This is a genomic window from Paenibacillus sp. FSL H8-0548, from assembly GCF_038630985.1.
GTDB lineage: Bacteria > Bacillota > Bacilli > Paenibacillales > Paenibacillaceae > Pristimantibacillus.
This window is the reverse complement of the sequence record NZ_CP152049.1, coordinates 540,688-561,084: the sequence shown is the minus strand read 5'-3', so window position 1 is coordinate 561,084 and position 20,397 is coordinate 540,688. Positions and strand designations below refer to the sequence as shown.

At 51.7% G+C, this 20,397-nt stretch carries 14 protein-coding genes; 5 read left to right on the top strand and 9 right to left on the bottom strand.

The window, feature by feature from the left end; translation table 11 throughout:
• The first annotated feature begins 49 nt into the window (after positions 1 to 49).
• From MHI37_RS02515 to MHI37_RS02505, 3 genes are all read left to right on the top strand, one after another.
• The gene (locus MHI37_RS02515; RefSeq protein ID WP_076338669.1) at positions 50 to 2,287 is read left to right on the top strand and encodes a helix-turn-helix domain-containing protein; all 2,238 of its coding nucleotides are present in this window, start codon (positions 50 to 52) and stop codon (positions 2,285 to 2,287) included.
• 73 nt (positions 2,288 to 2,360) lie between these two features.
• The gene (locus MHI37_RS02510; RefSeq protein ID WP_076338668.1) at positions 2,361 to 3,395 is read left to right on the top strand and encodes an NAD-dependent epimerase/dehydratase family protein; all 1,035 of its coding nucleotides are present in this window, start codon (positions 2,361 to 2,363) and stop codon (positions 3,393 to 3,395) included.
• Positions 3,396 to 3,408: 13 nt separating this feature from the next.
• On the top strand, positions 3,409 to 3,804 hold the full coding sequence (locus MHI37_RS02505; RefSeq protein WP_076338667.1) for a hypothetical protein: 396 nt from the start codon (positions 3,409 to 3,411) through the stop codon (positions 3,802 to 3,804).
• A gap of 87 nt (positions 3,805 to 3,891) precedes the next feature.
• Here MHI37_RS02505 and map read toward each other — a convergent pair whose 3' ends face one another.
• The 9 genes from map to MHI37_RS02460 form a co-directional block, all read right to left on the bottom strand.
• Positions 3,892 to 4,644, bottom strand: coding sequence for a type I methionyl aminopeptidase (gene map, locus MHI37_RS02500; RefSeq protein WP_076338666.1), 753 nt, complete (start codon positions 4,642 to 4,644; stop codon positions 3,892 to 3,894).
• A gap of 1,677 nt (positions 4,645 to 6,321) precedes the next feature.
• A complete protein-coding gene (locus MHI37_RS02495) occupies positions 6,322 to 6,510 on the bottom strand; it encodes a hypothetical protein (protein ID WP_054026245.1) in 189 nt (62 codons plus the stop codon).
• Between the two features lie 181 nt (positions 6,511 to 6,691).
• On the bottom strand, positions 6,692 to 6,919 hold the full coding sequence (locus MHI37_RS02490) for a hypothetical protein (protein WP_076337087.1): 228 nt from the start codon (positions 6,917 to 6,919) through the stop codon (positions 6,692 to 6,694).
• Between the two features lie 241 nt (positions 6,920 to 7,160).
• Positions 7,161 to 7,598: a PaaI family thioesterase gene (locus tag MHI37_RS02485; RefSeq protein ID WP_256710531.1), complete on the bottom strand. Its 438-nt coding sequence runs from the start codon at positions 7,596 to 7,598 to the stop codon at positions 7,161 to 7,163.
• A 2-nt stretch (positions 7,599 to 7,600) separates the two neighbouring features.
• Entirely contained in the window at positions 7,601 to 9,391 is a 1,791-nt protein-coding gene (locus MHI37_RS02480) for a long-chain fatty acid--CoA ligase (RefSeq protein WP_076337086.1), read from the bottom strand.
• 15 nt (positions 9,392 to 9,406) lie between these two features.
• On the bottom strand, positions 9,407 to 11,197 hold the full coding sequence (locus MHI37_RS02475; protein WP_076337085.1) for an acyl-CoA dehydrogenase family protein: 1,791 nt from the start codon (positions 11,195 to 11,197) through the stop codon (positions 9,407 to 9,409).
• Between the two features lie 86 nt (positions 11,198 to 11,283).
• Complete coding sequence (locus MHI37_RS02470) at positions 11,284 to 12,498, bottom strand: acetyl-CoA C-acyltransferase (RefSeq protein ID WP_076337084.1); 1,215 nt, start codon at positions 12,496 to 12,498, stop codon at positions 11,284 to 11,286.
• A gap of 22 nt (positions 12,499 to 12,520) precedes the next feature.
• On the bottom strand, positions 12,521 to 14,962 hold the full coding sequence (locus MHI37_RS02465; protein ID WP_076337083.1) for a 3-hydroxyacyl-CoA dehydrogenase/enoyl-CoA hydratase family protein: 2,442 nt from the start codon (positions 14,960 to 14,962) through the stop codon (positions 12,521 to 12,523).
• A gap of 50 nt (positions 14,963 to 15,012) precedes the next feature.
• The gene (locus MHI37_RS02460) at positions 15,013 to 17,244 is read right to left on the bottom strand and encodes a (Fe-S)-binding protein (protein ID WP_256710530.1); all 2,232 of its coding nucleotides are present in this window, start codon (positions 17,242 to 17,244) and stop codon (positions 15,013 to 15,015) included.
• A 266-nt stretch (positions 17,245 to 17,510) separates the two neighbouring features.
• On the opposite strand from MHI37_RS02460, the gene MHI37_RS02455 reads away from it, so the two are divergent.
• Both MHI37_RS02455 and MHI37_RS02450 read left to right on the top strand, forming a co-directional pair.
• Positions 17,511 to 18,356, top strand: a complete 846-nt coding sequence (locus tag MHI37_RS02455) for an electron transfer flavoprotein subunit beta/FixA family protein (RefSeq protein ID WP_076337097.1) — start codon at positions 17,511 to 17,513, stop codon at positions 18,354 to 18,356.
• Between the two features lie 639 nt (positions 18,357 to 18,995).
• A complete protein-coding gene (locus MHI37_RS02450) occupies positions 18,996 to 19,988 on the top strand; it encodes an electron transfer flavoprotein subunit alpha/FixB family protein (protein ID WP_076337096.1) in 993 nt (330 codons plus the stop codon).
• Positions 19,989 to 20,397: the final 409 nt, after the last annotated feature.

The following is a 20,397-nucleotide window of genomic DNA, read 5'->3' as shown; positions in this document are numbered from 1 at the left end:
TGAACAGCATTCTATTAACTTTATTCATATAAATAGAGGGGGATTAGTCATGCCAGCAGTGAAAATCAACGGAAAATTATACAGTAAGCTGCTGTTCACGATCACCTTGAGTATCGTGCTCACTCTTTTGGTTTCGTCCTTGTTCTATTTCTTCAATTACATGCAAATTGATTTGAAGAAGGCTTATCAATACGATCTCAGCAATTTAACCCAAACGAGCAAAGAGGTCATCAGCATGACCGAGAGCGCACAATCTTTATCCTTTCAAATCTACCGAACGTTTAGCGTCTCTAGACTTATGTTCTATACCGAGCCAAATATTTACGATGTGATGGCTGCAATGAATGAATTGAACAACTATCTGAACTCGATGCCATTCATCGAATCTATATATGTTTACAATTCAGCAAACAATCAGTTCTACACGGCCAGCCGCCAGGGCGAAGCTGGCACGTTCAGCAGAGCAGATCTAGCGGATAAGGAAATTTTGGATATATTGGACAACTTCCAGCAATACCGTCCATTCACTCCGATTCCGAGAACCTATACAACCGTCAGCTTAGCTGGAGAACAGCTAACTAAGGCGTATACCTATTTAGGCTATGATGCTATAGGCAAATCACAAAAAATTAATTCTGCCGTTATCATTAATATTTCTTCCGATTGGATCAACAAGGATATCGCTGCTGCAAAAAGTGAAACCAGGGGCGTTTCTTATATTCTAGACAATCAGAATCGTCTGCTCTCCGGAGATTCACTCATGCCAAAAAAACTAAGCGACAAGGATAACTCCTTGCTTAATAATGTAATCAAAAACAAAGAGTCCGGGTATTTAGTTGCAGATTTTGAGGGGAAAGAGTCTCTCATCTCCTATACCGCGCCGGATTCGCTCGAATGGCAATACGTACGCATTACACCATACAAGCAAGTGACGAAGGCCATCTATTCCATCCTTAACAATACGATTCTAATTGCGGCCGTTATTCTAGCCATCGGCTTGCTTATCTCATGGCTTGTGTCTCGTATGCTGTACCGCCCTATCCATCAGATTATGAACAAAATGAACATACTCGAGACGGAAAAACGCAACAGCTCCTATACCATTAGGCAAAATTTGCTGCGCAGCCTTATTCAAGGCTCACAATCGCTGCAAACGAGTGCCCAGCTGCAAAAGCTGCAGCAAAGTGGAATAACCTTTGATTTTCATAAGAGATACCGCGTGATTATGCTCAAAATAGATCAGCTAGCCGCCCTGAAGGAAACCCGCGGCGATGATCTTCATGTGTATAAATTTGCCGTTATGAATATCGGCTGGGAAATTGGCTTAAAGCATTATCACGTGGAAACGGTTGATATGGACGCTGACTATGTCATTATGCTGCTTAATCGACTTGATACCAATGAAGAGTCCGATGCTGAGCTTTTGCGGGCGATGCTTGCACAAATCCAACAAGCCTCTCTCGAATATTTGAAAATCGGCCTTTCCGTTACCTACAGCCCTGAAGCTATTCGCCCAGACCAGCTATCAGGCCTTTACAAGCTGGTGAAGGAAGCGTCGCAGCATCGCTTATTCTATGGACTTGGCTCCTTAATTGATGCTCAGGACATTATGTCCTTCAAATCCAAGGAGTACATCTTCCCTGTCGATAAGGAGCGCAAGCTAACCGATGCATTAATGACCTCCAAGACCGAGGAAGCGAAGAAGCTATTCGCAGAAATCGTCCAGGAGACTGCCGAATATCCGATCCATGTCGTGCAGCTCGCCATCTCGCATCTCACGATGACAGTGAACAACATATTATTTACGATTCACAAAAATAACAGCCTGGACGTCGAGGCAAGCCTAAGCATCCATATCCCGACGCCAGATTATTTCGAAACCATTGAAGAGCTGAATGCCGTATTTTTCGCATTGTTCGATGACATTCAGATGAAGCTGTCCGCCAAGCGCTCGACGAAGCAGGGCGATTTAATTCGCAAAATTAACGATTTCATTCATCAAGAATACGCAAACCCGAATCTCAGCCTGAACTGGATTGCTGATGAATTAGACATGTCTTCCATTTATTTAAGCAGAATCTACAAGCAGCAGACGATGACGACCATTGTTGATGTCATTAATCAGGTGCGTCTGGAGATGGCCAAACACTATTTGGAGAGCACCGAATGCTCAGTCGTCGATATCGCCGTAAAAAGCGGATATACGAGCAGCTCTTACTTCCACCGTATGTTCAAAAAAAGCTTTGGCGTCACACCTTCCGATTATCGCAAAATGAAGCTGGGGTAGAGACGCAGGGGGCTCTCCTGTATAATTATGTAAAGGAGAGCTGAATGGAGTTGGAGAGGCTGGTGAACCGCAATTGAACATTTTAATTATCGGAGGAACTGCATTTATTGGTCCAAACGTAATTAGGCAGCTTAATAGGATGGGCAGCCATGAAATAACCTTATTCCATCGCGGCAAGACAAATTGTGATTTTCCTGCAAATGTGAGACATATCTATGGCGAGAAAATGCAGCTGGAGCGGTTTAAGGATGATTTCAAGAAGCTGGCACCAGATATGGTTGTAGATATGATTGCTTCAACTGAAGCAGATACTCAAGTCGTAATCAACACGTTTAAAGGGATCACTGACCGATTGCTTACGATCAGCAGCCAAGATGTGTATCGCGCTTACGGGATAGTAAGAAAAGCCGACGCCGGCTCGTTAGAGCCTACCCCTATTACTGAAGCTTCAGCTTTGCGTGTAAATCGTTTCCCCTATCAAGACAGCTCGAAAGATCCTGACGATTGGTGCAACAAGTATGACAAAATACTCGTTGAGAATATTGTAATGAACAATCCCTACATTAAAGGTACGATTTTGCGTCTACCAGCGATTTACGGCCCAAATGACGAGCAGCATAGATTATTTAAATATCTCAAATTAGGGCATATGAACGATCATCGGCCGTATATTTTGATGGATGAAGCTTTTTCGAACTGGCATTGGACTCATAGCTATGTTGAAAATGCAGCCCACGCCATCGCATTGGCGATTACCAAGGAGCGGTCTGCTGGCCGTATTTATAATGTGGGTGAACCGCAGTCTCCCTCCATGCTTGATTTCGTTCTAGAAATCAAGAGCATTCTTAATTGGAACGGACAAATCATGCTCGCCCCTGCTGGACGTCTGCCGGAAGATATGACTGTCCCCTTCAACATGGAACAACAGCTTGCTATTGATTCCAGCCTCATTCGCGAGGAGCTCGGCTATATCGCACCTATTTCCTTTAGGGACGGATTAATATCAACGATAAAGTGGGAGCTTGCTCATCAACCAAGTGAAGCCTTTAATTATGCGAAAGAGGATTTACTTTTACGCGAATTAGGTTTGCAGAGCGAGTTACTTTAAGGAGGTCGGATCGTTGAAAAAAAGCTTGATTATAGTATGCTCCAGCATAACAATCCTAATCGCAGCAATCCTAATTGGCATATTTGTATCGAGCAAAAGCTACTATCCCGATCTGCCAATCGATTCTGTTAGCAAACGTGAAGTGATCGCTATGATTAATCAATCATCCGAAGCTATGGTGAAAATAACCGAAGAAGGGGGCAACGCGTGGTACATCATGCAGAGGGAACAAGGGGCAGCAGTGAACGATAGTCTCAAAAAATTAATGACGGATAAAGGCTGGGAGTTTAAGGAGCAAATGGGCGCTGGCTTTATTTTTGAAAAAGAAGGAAAAGCAGTTATCCCAACGACTCGTATGTGGACAAGACATTATGTTCTTTGCCAAATCCCGCTGGAAGCCCTGCTTTAAGAGCTTTATTAGAAAAGCCGAACAGCAGCAAAACTATACTGCAAACGCTCGGCTTTTTTTGTCATGGTTAAAGTACTTACACCAATCTTATTCCCAGCGCGTTAAAATAATAGGTCCTGCCTTCGTAATGGCCACCGTATGCTCGAATTGTGCTGCCCATGCTCCGTCCCTTGTACGTGCCGTCCATCCGTCTGTTGTAATGTATACATCCGCTTTCCCAGCCGTAAGAATCGGTTCGATTGTAATAACCATACCTTCCTCCAGCTTCATCCCTTGACCGCGTATTCCGCTGTGCAGAACCTCAGGAAACTCATGCACGCTTTTGCCGTTTCCGTGTCCGGCAAAAGCAGTAACAACCTCAAAACCAGCCCTCTCTGCTCGCGTCTGCACCGCATATCCTATGTCGCCTAACCGATTGCCGAGTACCGCCTGCTTAATGCCATCAACAAGAGCTTGTTCTGCTGTTAGCAGCAGCTTTTCCACAGCATTATTCGTCCTGCCAATCGCGTATGTCCATGCAGAGTCTGCTTTCCACCCATCTACATCAGCCACCATATCGATCGTTACGATATCGCCCGCTTCAAGCGGCTCGGAATCAGGAAATCCGTGACAGACGACCTCATTCACAGAGGCACAAGTTGCAAATGGATAGCCCTTATAGCCTTTCTGAGCTGGGATTGCCCCGCGATCAAGCATAAAGCGTTCAACGAACCGATCGATTTCCTGTGTCGTAACACCCGGCGCTATGCGTTTGGAGAGAGCCTTGTGACAGGCAGCGACGATACGCCCAGCCTTGCGAATTCCACGAATATGTTCCTTTGTTTTCAACTCCACTGCCATTTGTTCGAACCTCCTTAAAGTTTTGCGTAAGCAAAATCCGCTTCGTAAGCATCGACCTAGGTTTTGCGATAGCAAAATCCACTTCGTAAGCGCACTGTTCCTACGACAACGAGTGGATTTGTCTATGTATAACCTATTCGAGAAAAAGGAGACAAATACCGATTCAATATGGCGAATTTATAAACTAATTCATATTCGAGGTGGAGCTGCACAGCAACGACAATGCATCGGTTCGCGCGCTATGTTAACTTACAACCCATTTACATATATACATCCAACGTACATCCTATATACATTCAACATACCTCTGACCTGCATACACTCTACATGCAACATACCTCCAGCCTCCAACTAACAACACTCCGTTGCTATCCTGCACTCATGCAGGATAGCGGCTGATTTAATGCCCTCTCGGGTGACTATGTTGTACGCCCGCATTATAGACGCCCCTATTGGGGCTAATTTAGCTGAAACCTGCCTATTCTAATGCATATGTGCAGGATAGGCAGCTCGGAGAGGCTGAAAAGCGCGAAGTTACTGCAAATGTGCAGGATAGCCTGCGTGCGGAGGAAGCGAGGCTCGTGCTCGGAGTGAATTTACGACTATCCTAGACTAACCTTCCGCCGTTATCTCCAACTAACTCAACTATGGCGCTATCCTGCACTCTCGCAGGATAGAAGCTGGTTTTTCTAGCTCCCATGTGTCTATATTATACGCGCGCACTATAGACACCCCCCATTGGAGCTAATTTAGCTGAAACCTGCCTATTCTAATGCATATGTGCAGGATAGCCACCTCTAGGTTACTCAAATGCGCAAAGTTACTGCAGATGTGCAAGATAGGTTGCCGTGTGGAAGTTATGGGTAGAGATTGCGTGATCTTGAGTGTGGTAGTGCTGCACAGCGTCGATAATACATCGGTTCGCGCGCTATGTTAACTCACAACCCATTTACATATCTACATCCAACATCCATCCATCATACAACCAACATACCTCCAGCCTCCAACTATCAACACTCCGTTGCTATCCTGCACTCTCGCAGGATAGAAGCTGGTTTTTCGAGCTCCCATGTATCTATGTTGTACGCCAGCACTATAGACGCCTCCATTGGAGCTAATTTAGCTGAAACCTGCCTATTCTAATGCATATGTGCAGGATAGGCAGCTCGGAGAGGCTGAAAAGCGCGAAGTTACTGCAAATGTGCAGGATAGCCTGCGTGCGGAGGAAGCGAGGCTCGTGCTCGGAGTGAATTTACGACTATCCTAGACTAACCTTCCGCCGTTATCTCCAACTAACTCAACTATGGCGCTATCCTGCACTCTCGCAGGATAGAAGCTGGTTTTTCTAGCTCCCATGTGTCTATATTATACGCGCGCACTATAGACACCCCCCATTGGAGCTAATTTAGCTGAAACCTGCCTATTCTAATGCATATGTGCAGGATAGGCAGCTCGGAGAGGCTGAAAAGTGCGAAGTTACTGCAAATGTGCAGGATAGCCTGCATGCGGAGGTTAGGGGAGTTGGGAGGAGTTAGTTGGGTGATACGGCGTGAAGCGATGCTGCTTAGTAATGTTTTAGTGGAGAGCAATAGCCTCGGCAACATTTGTTACTAAAAAACAAAAAGACTTTGCATCCTGCCGAAGACAGTTTACAAAGCCATATTTCACATGATGAGTTTAACTGACCGAAGAGTTAATCCTGCCTAATTCATTTTCTACCAAAGTCGTCAATTCATCCTCGTAGCCACCGGTAATCCGATACTTGCGAATATACTCTTTAACAAACTTACGCGGGTCCTTGGGTTGAAAAATTCTCGTGAGTTCTTTCAGGCTTTCCTTGACTTCATTCTGGCTATGCTTCGCCATGAAATCTCCCTCCCTTTACGTTGGATGGTCGTCCTAAACAGTATTATACGAGACCGCATGCGGTAATTACACCGCAAGAACCCCCATTCGGTGCAGGTAACTCCATGGCCAATGAGTCACAATGTTCGCATTTTTCTTACTATTATAACATTTCGATATGGAATAAGAAAGTGAACAATTATTAATCTCGCGGCATAGCTTGTTCGGGTTTTGCTTCTTTTATATGTCCGCTATCCGTTGGCTTTACTGGAGTAATCACGTTTGGAGGCGAGACATCGGCTGCTTGATGAGAGTGTGAAGATAGCCTGTCTTTACGAAACATTCTTAAATAGGCAATCACGCCAATAACCGCAACTACGATACCAAACCCTAAAACTAATGTCGTTACCCATCCCGGCACTTGCACCATGTCCTCGCCTCCCTTCTCTTATTACATTTATCGGCATAAAACCGTCAAATATTAATAAATCTCCAAAGCATCAAACTTTCCATTTATTATCCATTATTATATCCAATCTATAACATGCAAGCAAATGAGCGCTGCTTTCGCTCAAGGTGAAACGGCTATCGCTGTCCTTTGGCGGCGCCAGTGCGTTTCATTCCAGAAATATAGGCAGAGTATAAGTGTGAAACTTATACTTTCCTATATTTTAAATAATACGATATGCTCCGCTGCCTAAACCTAGAAGCTTGCCAGAGTCGTCTTTAATTTGTGCTTGCAGCGTAAGGGTCCGCGCTGTTCGATGTACAAGCTCCGCCTCGCATAGCAGCACACCTCCCTTGCTGCTGGAGAGAAACTGCGTGTTCAAATTCGCTGTTACGGTACGCTCTTCCGGTGCCGCGAGCATAACGACGAGCCCCATCGCATTATCGAGCAGCGACATAAGCACACCCCCGTGCACGATGCCCAGCAGATTCAAATGCCGATCCGAGGCATCCAAACAAATCGTCGCTTTACTCGCATTTGCCTGCACCACCTCACAGCCGAGCACGCCCCAGAAGGTAGCTTGTGCGCGCTCGGCAAGTCTAATCAAGTGCCCCGCCTGATCTGCCTGTTGAACAAACCACTCCTCTTCCTTGCCGCTCACGGTCACTCTCCTTCTCCCTGGCTCTCTGCCCCCCGCTTCTCCGCCGCTTCTGCCTCTTCCTCCTGCAGTTTTCGACGAAGCACCTTGCCGACCATCGTTTTTGGAAGCGTTTCCCTAAAAGCATAGTGACGTGGTACTTTATAAGCAGCAAGCCGTTCTCGGCACCAGTTGTCCAGTTGATTGCTCGATACCTGCCAGCCCTCCCTGAATACGATAAAAGCCTTTACCGTCTCGCCGCGGTATTCATCCTTTACACCCACAACCGCTGCTTCGCGTACTGCTGGATGCTCGAATAGCACCTCTTCTACCTCACGCGGATAGATATTAAAGCCACCTGCAATAATAACATCCTTAATCCGATCCATAATTGTAAAATAACCCTCTTCATCCATCATCGCAAGATCGCCTGTATACAACCATCCATCACGAAGCACCTGCTCGGTCTCCACTGGCTTATTCCAATATCCCTTCATGACCTGAGGCCCGCGAACGATAAGCTCGCCCAGCTCGCCTATCCCGAGCCTCTCCCCGGTTTCCGAATCAATAACAGCAGCTTCCGTATCTTGAATTGGGACGCCGATCGTTCCGATTTTGCGCTTCCCCCATATGGGATTCGCATGTGTGACAGGTGAAGCCTCTGACAAGCCGTAGCCTTCAATGAGTCTGCCGCCAGTCAACGCTTCGAACCTCTCCTGCACCTCAAGCGGCAGCGCAGCGGAGCCGCTTATACATACATTAATTGAAGATAGGTCTGTTTTCGCAGCAGCCTTATGATGAATGAGCGCAACGTACATCGTCGGTGCCCCTGGAAAAATCGTCGGCTTCTGCTGACTGATTGTTTTGAGCACCGTCTCCACTTCGAAGCGGGGAAGAAGAATTAACGTTCCTGATTTCAGAACCGACATATTCATTAATACCGTTAATCCAAACACATGAAACAAAGGCAGCGCAGCGAGGAAGCGCTCCTTCCCATCCTCCGCCTTATAGCACCAAGCAGAGATTTGCATCGTATTGGCCACAAGGTTCCGATGCGTCAGCATGACGCCCTTAGGTGTTCCGGTCGTACCTCCCGTATATTGCAGCGCAGCCAGCTCTTCTCCTTTGGCATGCGCTGGCAGCTGCGCGGATGGATGCTTCGTTGCCAGCAGCTTTTTATAGCCGATTACGCCATGGCTGCCATAAGGGATGTCGGCTCGAAACCCTTCCTTGCGCTGCTTAAGCGGATAGAGCAGGTTTTTTGGAAACGGCAATCCATCTTTTACGGATGTGATAATCGCATGACGCAGCTTCGGGAGCGGACCTTCCTCGGGCTGCTCACCGCGGACTCGAGATAGACGGGCATACAGCAAATCGACCGTAATGATGGCTACAGCTCCACTATCCTTAAGTTGATGCTCCAGCTCACGCTCCACATATAGTGGATTTGTCTGTACAACAATGCCCCCTGCAAGGAGCACGCCATAATAAGTGACAACCGCCTGCGGGCAGTTCGGCAGCATAATCGCCACACGATCCCCTTTGGCAATGCCAAGATTCCATAAACTAGAGGCAAGCCGCAGCGCATCGTCATACAACTTGCGGTAGGTTAGCGTTTTGCCAAGAAAATGAACGGCCGTATGGTTAGGATAGCTCTGCACTGCATGGACTAAAAATTCGACGATACTCTGATCGGGATAGCTCTGCGAAGGAGAAATCTCCTCCGGGTAATGACGAAGCCATGGACGTGCGAGCTCTTCGGCTTCGGCAGACGACTGTTTGGGCGCAATCGGGTCTTGCGGACCGAGCGGTTCCATTCATGCTCTCCCCCTTCACACGACATAATGCTCACTTCGAATAACACGAGCGGCAATACTTCGCTTCAAAGCAACCGTATCTGAAAGCGGTGCGCGCATCAGCTTTTTTAGAATAGAAAGCTGCATTTGCAGTCCATCTCCCTGCTCCAGTGCAGTAAGTGCAAGCTTAGCCAGCGACTCGACTCTCTCCATTGCTTCCTGCACAAATACCGTTGTCATTGCGATGACATTCTCCGTCTTCTCCGAGGCCTCGCCACCGCTCGCCTTCCAGATCTTCTGCGTGCGCAGCAGCACGCTCTCCATTGCAAATATTTCGATCATGAGATCAGCCAGCGAGCAAAGCACCTCCTGCTCCTGCTCCAGCCGCAGCCCGAGCTTCTGGACGGCAAGCCCGCCGATGGCTAAGAAGATTTTTTTGGCCTGTGCAACGCGGTACGCTTCCTTGCTGAGCTGCTTCTGGAAAGGGGGAAGCGGCATCGGCTGGAGCAGCTCGGCTTGCAAAGAACGAACCTTGCGCAGCAGCGGCAGCTCGCCCTTCAAAGCTTTTTTCATCAGCGTGCCTGGAATAAGCATCCGATTGATCTCATTCGTTCCTTCAAAAATCCGGTTAATACGCGAATCCCGATATATCCTCTCGACTTTGTAGTCCCGAATATAGCCGTAGCCGCCGTGAATCTGCACCCCCTCATCCGCTACAAAATCAAGTGCTTCCGATGCAAATACCTTGACGATTGAGCACTCTATCGCATACTCCCCAATCGCTTTTGCCATCTTCATCCCATCATCCGCCGCTGCTCCCTCGACCTCCGCTGTCCGCAGCATCGCATCGATCCAGCCAGCCGTCCGATACACCATGCTCTCCAGCACATAAGTGCGAATATTCATGTCTGCGAGCTTCGCTCCAATGAGCGGATAGGAGGAAATCGCCCGCCCGAACTGCTTGCGTGTATTGGCATAGGCGGATGACAGCTCAATCGTTTCCTTCGAGGAGCCGAGACAGGCTGCTCCAAGCTTGAAGCGTCCAATGTTCAAAATGTTAAAGGCGATATGGTGCCCTTTGCCAACCTCCCCCAGCACATTTTCGATCGGTACCGAAACATCCTCGAAAAACAAAGGGCGTGTGGAAGAACCCTTGATGCCCATCTTATGCTCCTCCGGCCCAATACTGAACCCAGCCATCCCTTTCTCAACGATAAAAGCAGTAAAATATTCACCGTCCACCTTCGCATAAACGATAAATAGATCGGCAAAACCAGCGTTCGTAATATACAGCTTTGATCCATTCAGCACATAATGCTTGCCATCTTGTGACAGTCTTGCTGTTGTTTTGGCCCCTAAGGCATCCGAGCCAGAAGCTGGTTCTGTCAGGCAGTACGCTGCAATTCGTTCTCCCGTCGCCAGCGCTGGAAGGTAGGCTTTCTTTTGCGCGGGGGTGCCAAAGAACACGATAGGCAGCGTACCAATGCCAGTATGAGCGCCTACCGAAAGAGCGAACGACGAAGCGCGCGACAGCGTTTCCGCCAGCAGCGTCGTGCTTACCTTATCAAGTCCTAGGCCGCCGTATGCCTCAGGCACATCTGCTCCAAGGAGGCCAAGCTCGCCTGCCTTGCGCATAAGCTCCACGGTCAAATCATAGTTGAGCGCTTCTAGCTCCGCATCGCGCGGTATAATTTCGGCTTCCAAAAACTGCTGTGCTGCTTCTGCCATCATCCGCTGCTCTTCCGTAAAATCCTCAGGTGTCACGACCGATTCCGGTACACTGTCCTCTACGACAAATCTACCGCCAAACCGTATCGTTTCCGTCATGCCGCAGGTCTCCCTTCAGTCATTAATTATTGAGATCATTAATTGTTTCTACCTAATTCATTCATGCCATGCAGCTCTGCGCAAGGTTAGTTCCCATACACCTCAATAACGCCCGCTGCGCCCATCCCTCCGCCAACACACATCGTAACTACTCCGATCCCGCCTCCTCTACGCCCCAGCTCATGAATAAGCGACACGGTCAGCTTCGTGCCCGTACAACCAAGCGGATGGCCAAGCGCGATCGCGCCGCCGTTCACATTGACCCGCTCAGGATCGATGCCAAGCTCATTAATAATCGGTACACACTGAGCAGCGAACGCTTCATTCAGCTCAAAAAGATCAACCTGCTCCAGCGTAATTCCTGCTTTGCGCAGCACCCTCGGCACCGCCTCAATCGGTCCAATGCCCATGACCTCCGGCGCCACGCCCGCCACGCTGTAGCTGCGGAATACGGCGAGCGGACGCAAGCCCAGCTCTGCGGCACGCGCTCGACTCATGACAATAACTGCCGCTGCTCCATCGCTCATTTGAGAGGTATTTCCAGCCGTCACCGTCCCCTCGCGCGCGAAGGACGGCTTGAGCGCAGCCAGTCCCTGAACTGAGGTTTCCGGACGGACGCCTTCATCGGTATCAAATAACAACACATTTGACCAAGGGCGACCAGCATCATTTACACCCGACTGACTGGCCGTTATCGGCACGATTTCCACTTGGAAGCGGCCCGCTTCTATGGCGGCAGCCGCCTTGCGGTGGCTCGACACTGCGAAGGCATCCTGCGCCTCGCGCGTTACGCCGTAGCGCCGAGCGACCTCCTCCGCCGTATGTCCCATTCCCATATAAACCTCAGGCAGCGTATCCACAATGGCAGGATGCGGCGACAGCCTGAAGCCGGTCATCGGTACGTGACTCATGCTTTCAACGCCGCCTGCCGCAATAATATCGGCATCCCCAAGCCGAATACGCTCCGCTGCATACGCAATGGCTTGCAAGCCAGAAGCGCAAAAGCGGTTAATCGTAACGGCTGGCGTCGTCACCGGCAGTCCCGAATAGAGCGAAATCGTACGGGCCATGTTGAGACCCTGCTCACCCTCAGGCATCGCACAGCCGATAATCACATCCTCAATGAGCTCAGGCGATAAGCTCGGCACTCTCGCAAGCGCACCTCGCAGCACGGCTCTGCCAAGATCCTCCGCCCGCGTCTGCGCTAAGCTTCCTTTCGCTGCTTTACCGACCGCCGTCCTCACCGCAGCAACGATAACGGCATCGCGGTCGTGGTCTTTAAACGGTGATGCTGCTGACATTTTACGCCCCTCCTTATACGTGCTAATTGCGCAGCGGCTTGCCGGTGGCGAGCATATGGCTCATCCGCTCCTGCGTCTTTCGCTCGCCGCATAAACTGAGGAATGCTTCGCATTCCAAATCGAGCAAATATTGCTCACTTACCTCCGCGCCCGGCTGAATATCTCCGCCAGCGAGCACCCGCGAGAGCTTGCCGGCGATGAGCGCGTCATGCTCACTAATATGACCGCTTAGCCGCATCGCTTGCACCGCTACCTTCAGCACCGCGCTGCCTTCTCTCCCGGCAACGCGGATGCGCTCCTCTGCCGGCGGTGAATAGCCGGCCCGGTCCAGCGCAAGCACCGCCCGCTTCGCTTCCGCAATCCGCGACTCCTGCCTAATAATGACGCGATCCTGCGGCCGCATCAGACCTAATCGTCTAACGTCATAGCCGCTTGTGGATGCCTTCGCGAGCGCAATCGTCTCGAACAGCGCATTCAAATGCGGCTGCAGGTCTCCGCCCGGCTTGCCGCCATTTCCGATAAAGGCCCGTTCAGCCGCCATCGCAGCCGCTTCCTTACAGCCCCCGCCAGCAGGAATAAGGCCCACACCTGTTTCCACAAGTCCAAAATACGTCTCTGGGGAATAAATAATTTGGTCAGCAGGCAAGCAGGCCTCCACCCCGCCGCCCAGCGTCATGCGATGCGGTGCGGCAACCACTGGCCGATCCAACCGCTTCAGCTCAAGCATGCTGCTTTGGAAGAAACGAATAATTTCCTCTACCTCATCCCATTCGCCGCTTTGCGCCTCCATTAGCAGCAGCATTAGGTTTGCACCGACGCAAAAATTACGCCCTTCATTCGCTAGCACTAGCCCGCGCCAATTTTGCGACACCTCCTTCGCGCTTTGCTGAATTGCGGACAAAATATCTCCACCGATCGCGTTGTTGGCTGAATGAAACTCCAGCAGCACCACATCATCGCCAATGTCGATCAAGGTGGCACCCTCGTTAGAAAGCACCTTTTTGCCAGAAGCTTTTAATGCTGCTAAGGATATCGAATCCGCTTCCGCCTCCTCGAGCTTGTAAGCGCCGCTTGCTGCGTAGACGCGTTCACTGCCCTCGGACTTATAGAAGCTTTCATGCCCCGCTTCGAGCCAAGCGGTCACCCAAGCCGGTATCGCATCTCCCTCCTTCTGCATTTGCTGCACCGATTTTCGCAGCCCAATCGCATCCCACAGCTCGAACGGGCCAAGCTCCCAGTTAAAGCCCCAGCGCATCGCGCGGTCGATATCTGAAATAGAATCGGCAATGACTCCGATTTGGGCGGCTGAATAGAGCAGCGTTTTTTTGATCGTTGACCATGCAAATTTAGCGTAACGATGCTGTGAATCCGTACGAAGCAGCGCTTTCACTTTTGTTGCTGCACCCTTTGCTCTTTTGGAAGCATCGATGATCGGCGAGTTCACAGGCCGCTTCGGCCCGTACTCCAGCGTATCCAGCCTGAGCGATTCAATCTCGCTGCCGCCTTTTCCCTTTACCTTCCTATAGAAGCCGGCTCCTGACTTTTCGCCCAATCTTCCCAGTGCGACAAGCTGCTCCAAAATCATCGGTCTGGCAAAGCTTGCTTGCTCTACCGGATCAACACTTCTCTCACGCACATTGTCCACCACATGCAGCAGCGTATCGAGTCCAACCAAATCGAGCATCCGAAGCGTTGCTGTCTTTGGCCTCCCCATTGCAGGGCCGGTCAGCGCGTCCGCTTCCTCCACCGTCAATCCATAAGCCAGAGTGTCCGCAAGCGTGACGAGCATGCCGTAAGTGCCGATCCGGTTGGCAATAAAGTTCGGTGTATCCCGTGCGAGCACAACGCCCTTGCCGAGCCGCTTCTCGCACACTTCCTTGAGCAATTGAACTACCTCGGGAGCTGTATCCGCAGTAGGGACGATCTCAACAAGCTTCATATATCGCGGCGGGTTGAAAAAATGCGTCACGCCAAAATGCCGCTTGAATTCCTCGCTTCTCTCTTCCACCATCGCCGCTGCCGACAGTCCCGACGTGTTCGTCGATACGATAGCGCCGGGCCTCCGGACAGCTTCAATAACGGCAAGTACCTCGCGCTTAATATCGAGCCGTTCAACAACAGCTTCAACAATCCAATCCACCTCGCCAAGCGATGCCAAATGATCCGTCAAATTTCCTGGCGTAATTCTGGACGTCCATGCAGCATCATAAAGCTGTGCAGGCTGCGCCTTGCCCATTCTCGCAATAGCTGCACTTGCCAGTCGATTGCGAACCTTTCCATCCGCAAGAGTGAGACCCTTCCGCTCCTCCTCTACGGTCAGCGCCTTCGGAACAACATCCAGCAGCAGCACGCGTATACCCGCATTCGCGAGATGGGCGGCGATGCCCGCCCCCATTACACCAGAGCCGATAACGGCAGCCCTGCGAATGGAGCTTGCGTTTTTTTGAGATGCTTGCAGCACCATGGCTCCCCCTTTTCCCGTTAAAATAATACTTTTTTTATGTCACGCTTCACTTACTCTCCAAATACGCTTTCCGCCAGCAGCTCCGCCACATCCCGCGCGATCACTTTCTCATCAGCAGACAAGGCCTTCAGGCCATCCTCCATCATCGTCAGGCAGTAAGGGCATGCTGAGCTAATGACTGAAGGCTTAACCTCAAGCGCTTGAGCGACTCTAGCATGGTTGACCCGAGTGCCTGAATGCTCCTCCATCCACATCATTCCGCCGCCCGCGCCGCAGCACATGCCATTTTCGCGCGAGCGCTCCATCTCCTCAATCATTACGCCCGGAATCGCGCGAAGCAAATTGCGCGGCGCCTCGTACGTATCGTTATAGCGGCCAAGATAGCAGGAATCATGTACCGTTACGATTTCATCAATCGTATGCCGCGGCTCCAGTAAGCCTTCAGCGAGCAAGCGCTCAAGCAGCTCCGTATGATGCTCCACAAGGATGTCTGGGCTGAGCCCAAAATCTGGATATTCATTTTTGAACGTGTTATAGGTATGAGGGCAAGCGGTGACCACATGTTGAATGCCATATTTGCTCATCGTCTCAATATTCTCACGGCACAGCTCCTGGAAGAGCAGCTCATTGCCGATCCGCCTTGCCGTATCGCCGGAGCTCTTCTCCTCCAAGCCCAATGCCCCGAAGCTGATGCCCGCGTGACTGAGCAGCCGCACCACATCATACAAGACGCGGCGGCTCCGCATATCATAGGCTCCCATCGAGCCTGCCCATAGCAGGACATCCGCTTTTTTGCCCTGCTGCTTCAGCTCCTGCATCGTCGGAACTCTTATACCTGTGCGGCTCTCACATTCCGTAATCCAGGCTGCCCGTTCCGCGCGCGGCAGTCCCCATGGATTGCTTTGGCGCTCAATGTTCTGAAGCGCGCGCTGCCCATCGGACGGCAGCCTGCCTTCCATCAGCACCAAATAACGGCGCATATCGATAATTTTGTCCACATGCTCATTGCCAACCGGGCATTGCTCCTCGCAGTTGCGGCAGCTTGTGCACGCCCAAAGCTCCTCCTCCGTGATAACCTCGCCGATCAACTGCACCTCCTCTGGCTTCAAACCCTCTCGAACACTCCAAGCTCCTGCCTGCGCAGCCATCGTTGGCGCAATGCTCGTTCCTCCCTCTGCCTCCGACTCCCAAGCGGGAAGCACAGCTCCCATAACATGAGCGGATGGGCCATTCTCCTTAGATTGCCACAGATTAGCGGGAATCCAAGGCGACTTGGACGTAATCGCAGCTCCTTTCTCGGTCAAATGATCCCGCAGCTTTACGATGAGGTGCATCGGGGACAGCAGCTTGCCGGTATTCGAGGCTGGGCATACATTCGTGCAGCGCCCGCATTCGACGCAAGCGTACAAATCGAGCAGCTGCTTTTGCGTAAAATCCTCCACCTTCCCAGCGCCAAAGGACTCCGCTTCCTCATCCTCCAAGCTTAGCGGCACTAGACGTCCGGGCGGCGTGCTGCGCCGGAACCAAAGATTGACCGGAGCCGTCAACAAATGAAAATGCTTCGACTGCGGCACGTAGACAAGGAAGCTTAGCAGCACAAGCAAATGCAGCCACCAAAACACTTCAAGCCCCAGCCCCGCTGTCATGCTATGCGGCTCGATCCCCGCTCCCTCAAGCAAATAGGCAAGCTGGGCGCTTACTGGAGCGAAGCGCGTCTCTACGATATGCGTGCTGGAAGCTGCTGCCGCTAAACGCTCAAACGCTAAAGCAAACAGAATCGTGAGCATCAAGGTACCGATGAACCACATCACAAGCGAAGGCTTCCACCCGCGTTTCAGCCTCGGCAGCCTCTCCCCATAGCGGCGAAATGCACCATAAAGCACGGCTCCAAGCACAAGGGTAACGGTTATCTCCTGCATCAATGAAAACCAGCCATAAGCGAGCAGCGGGGCTCCTTCGTTCAAGCCCTTCCAAATCAGATCCACCGCGCCAAACTGAAGCACAATAAAGCCGTAAAAATAAACCAAATGCATCAGCCCGCTTCTGACATCATTCAGCAGTCTGCGATGACCGAGCACTTGTCCGCTGAAGCTGTCCTTGCCTTGCTGCTTACGCTGATACCGCCTAAAAACAGCAGGTGCCCCCAGCCTCATGTACAAAATTCGCCGCTGCACAACAAGAGCAAACATCCCCGCCGCAAGGAGCACTACTGCCGCAAACAACGCCCATTTTCCCCAATACAACCAATCATCGACCAGTTTGAATGTCAAAAACAATGGCATATGCCTCGCCCCCCTTATACGCTGGTTCATGGAACCAAGCAGCCATGCGTGAAGTAGTTGGACAAGCATTTTTGCGCTGCGTGTAACTGGATGACACCTTCCTAGGTGGCAAAAGCAGCTGTAATGCTCCATGTATATGAGCTTTTGATCTTGAACATGCCGCGCAGAGGATCATTGCAGGGGGTCTATTCGCTTGTAAAGGGACATATTGTAGCACTGATGGACAGTGCCAACAAAATATCGGAATAAGTGAGGGAGCTTCTATGCTGAAAATAGTGGTGCTTCTCAAGCAAACGTTCGATACCGAAGAAAAAATAACAGTAACAGCTGCCGGCATCGATGAAAGAGATGCCAAATTTGTCATCAACCCTTACGACGAATTTGCTCTCGAGGAAGCGCTCCGTCAGCGGGAGCTGCTTGGCGGAACGGTCATCGCGCTCACCTGCGGGCCAGAGCGAGCACAGGATGCGCTCCGCACCGCTCTCGCTATCGGTGCAGATGAGGCGATTCGGCTGGACAACACCGCATTGCCTGATGACAACAGCTCCGTTGCTGCGGCAATAGCTGCCGTAATCAAGCCGCTCGCGCCCGATCTTCTGCTCGCCGGCTTGTTTGCTGTAGACAGCGGCGCTGGAAGCGTGGCGCTTCAAGTAGCGGAGCGGCTTCAATTGCCGCATGCCTCCGCCGCCGTTAAGGTCAATCTCATAAGCGCGGCTGAGCTAGGCGCTCTATCCACGGTCGGAGTGCTGAGCACGGCTTCGCCTCTCAGCGCTGAACGCTATGCCCTCGTCGAGCGTGATATCGAAGGAGATACGGAAACGGTTACGGTCCCGCTGCCTGCGCTGATTACGGCTCAGCAAGGGTTAAACGAGCCGCGTTATCCGTCGCTGCCAGGCATTATGAAGGCTAAGCGCAAGCCGCTGCGCACCATAACGCTGGAGGAGCTGATCAGCAGCCGCGCGCTTTCGCCAGGCAGCCTCTCGCCTCGCACCGAGCGCAAGCAGCTGCTTCCTCCACCGCCACGTGCAGCGGGCAAGCGCCTTCCCGGTGCGCCGGCGGAGCAAGCTGCTGCGCTTGTCGCCCTGCTTAGAGACGAGGCTAAGCTTCTGTAGGGTTTAGTGGGAGGGGAGGCGCTCCGCTTAGAGTCGAAGCTACGCCGATGGAGGGGCCATGGGGAGATCGCGGCGCTCATCGCTCTGCTAAGCCGTTAAAGCCAACCGATGGAGGAGCTGCGGAGAGGAGCTGGAGCAGCAACAATGCTTCTGCGCATTGCACTTTCTGCAATGGAATAGCCGCTTTGGCTCACGCTGATCGCCCTACGCTGCACTTTTTACAATACTTTTAGCGTTTTCGAGGCGCTAAGGGGCTTTTCACGCTGATTCTAGTGCATTTCTGCAGCGTAGCTCTCAAACGTGGCTCCTATGTCAGGTTTACGTTGCACAAACTACATTGTAGCTCCGCTCTGATGCTCCAAACATCGGCTCAAGCACCGGAGTAGAGACTAATTGGTTTATTCAGCTGCGAGTTGGGAGATAGGTCGATGTGTTAAGGTAGGTTGTTGCTAGAGTAATGCTTGCTCGTAAAGCGTCGGACTCATGTTGGTCACGATGAAGCTTAGGGGCTGGTTTTGCCGAATGAAGTGCAGCCAAAGCTCTAGCTTGCGAGCCGCTATTCATAGAAACAATAGTCATTTGTTGGTTCGTGCGTATGCTTCGTTTCATATCAAAGCTATAGGAGAGGAGCTGCATTTCATGTCCAAAACCATTCTCGTATTTGCAGAAAGCCGCAGTGGCGCTCTCCGCCGAGTAGCGCTGGAGGCACTCGGCGCAGCAAGGCTGCTTGCAGGCAAGGACGGCGCTGTGCATGCCGTCCTTGCCTGCTCCGGCGGCGCGGCGGAAGAAGCCGCCGCGCTAATAACGCGGGGGGCGGACGTCGTGCATATCGCCGACGATCCTTCCCTCCGCGCTTTCGCGCCCGAGGCGTACATCGCCGCCCTTAGCGCAGCCATGGCTGCGGTGCAGCCGGACGCGCTGCTGCTCGGCCACACCGCTATGGGGCGCGAGCTCGCGCCCCGCGTGGCCGCAGCCCATGGCGCCGGCCACGTCGCCGACGTCATTGCCATCGAAGCATCTGACGATGGCAATGACGCCTTGTTCATCCGCCCGCTCTACGCCGGCAAGGCGTTCGAGCGGCGCAGCTTCTTGCCGGGCTGCCCGTGGGTCATCACGGTGCGCCCGAACAACCTGCCGGCGGCAGAGCCGAAGGATGCCGCCGACATCACAGGCACCGTGAAGGCTCTGCCGTTCACGGTGCCACAGCTCTACACCGCCGTGCGCAGCCTTGTGCGCCGCGCCGGCGGGCAGCTTGATCTCGCCGAAGCCGACGTCGTCGTATCCGGCGGCCGCGGCGTGCGCAGTGCTGCGGGCTTCGAGCCGCTGCAGGCAATGGCTGCCGCGCTCGGCGGCGCAGTCGGCGCATCTCGCGGCGCTTGCGACGCCGGCTACTGCGACTACGCGCTGCAGATCGGGCAAACCGGCAAGGTCGTTACGCCGCAGCTCTATATTGCCTGCGGCATCAGCGGCGCCATTCAGCATCTCGCCGGCATGAGTCAATCTCGGGTCATTGTCGCCATTAATAAGGACCCGGATGCACCTATTTTTGGAGTTGCTGACTACGGCATCATTGGTGATCTATTTGAGGTGGTGCCGCTGCTGACGACAGAGCTGCAGCGCGCACGCGCTTAATTAACTTTTTTCACTTCAAGCTCACCTTACTTCATGTTCACCTTATACGTCCCTAATTCCCCGCTATAGCAATAGCGCATAATAGAGGGTATTCCAATGAGCTAAGATGAACCGGCTGGCGCCGTCCTTTGGCGGCGCCAGCCGGTTCATTCCGAGAAAAATAGAGAAGAATGGTGACATGATATACTCTCCATATTTTCAAAAACAGAACAAATTTACCCTTACGGGTGATTAGAAATCGCAGACGCATCAGCTCACACTTCTAACGGAAACCACAGACGCTAAATCGCCTTTATTTTTCGTTTCAAAATTGTAACGGAACCACGGGCCTCTATTTGTACCCTACCTGCCCGATCTCGCCACATTTTAACGGAATAGCGTCTCCCACTTCCGTTAAAATGTGGCGCTA

Bases quoted from the DNA above. Each gene is read 5' to 3' on its own strand.
- MHI37_RS02490 (WP_076337087.1), bottom strand. From the start codon at position 6,919: ATGGTGCAAGTGCCGGGATGGGTAACGACATTAGTTTTAGGGTTTGGT.
- MHI37_RS02450 (WP_076337096.1), top strand. From the start codon at position 18,996: ATGTCCAAAACCATTCTCGTATTTGCAGAAAGCCGCAGTGGCGCTCTC.
- MHI37_RS02470 (WP_076337084.1), bottom strand. From the start codon at position 12,498: ATGTCAGCAGCATCACCGTTTAAAGACCACGACCGCGATGCCGTTATC.
- MHI37_RS02465 (WP_076337083.1), bottom strand. From the start codon at position 14,962: ATGGTGCTGCAAGCATCTCAAAAAAACGCAAGCTCCATTCGCAGGGCT.
- map (WP_076338666.1), bottom strand. From the start codon at position 4,644: ATGGCAGTGGAGTTGAAAACAAAGGAACATATTCGTGGAATTCGCAAG.
- MHI37_RS02515 (WP_076338669.1), top strand. From the start codon at position 50: ATGCCAGCAGTGAAAATCAACGGAAAATTATACAGTAAGCTGCTGTTC.
- MHI37_RS02475 (WP_076337085.1), bottom strand. From the start codon at position 11,197: ATGACGGAAACGATACGGTTTGGCGGTAGATTTGTCGTAGAGGACAGT.
- MHI37_RS02495 (WP_054026245.1), bottom strand. From the start codon at position 6,510: ATGGCGAAGCATAGCCAGAATGAAGTCAAGGAAAGCCTGAAAGAACTC.
- MHI37_RS02480 (WP_076337086.1), bottom strand. From the start codon at position 9,391: ATGGAACCGCTCGGTCCGCAAGACCCGATTGCGCCCAAACAGTCGTCT.
- MHI37_RS02460 (WP_256710530.1), bottom strand. From the start codon at position 17,244: ATGCCATTGTTTTTGACATTCAAACTGGTCGATGATTGGTTGTATTGG.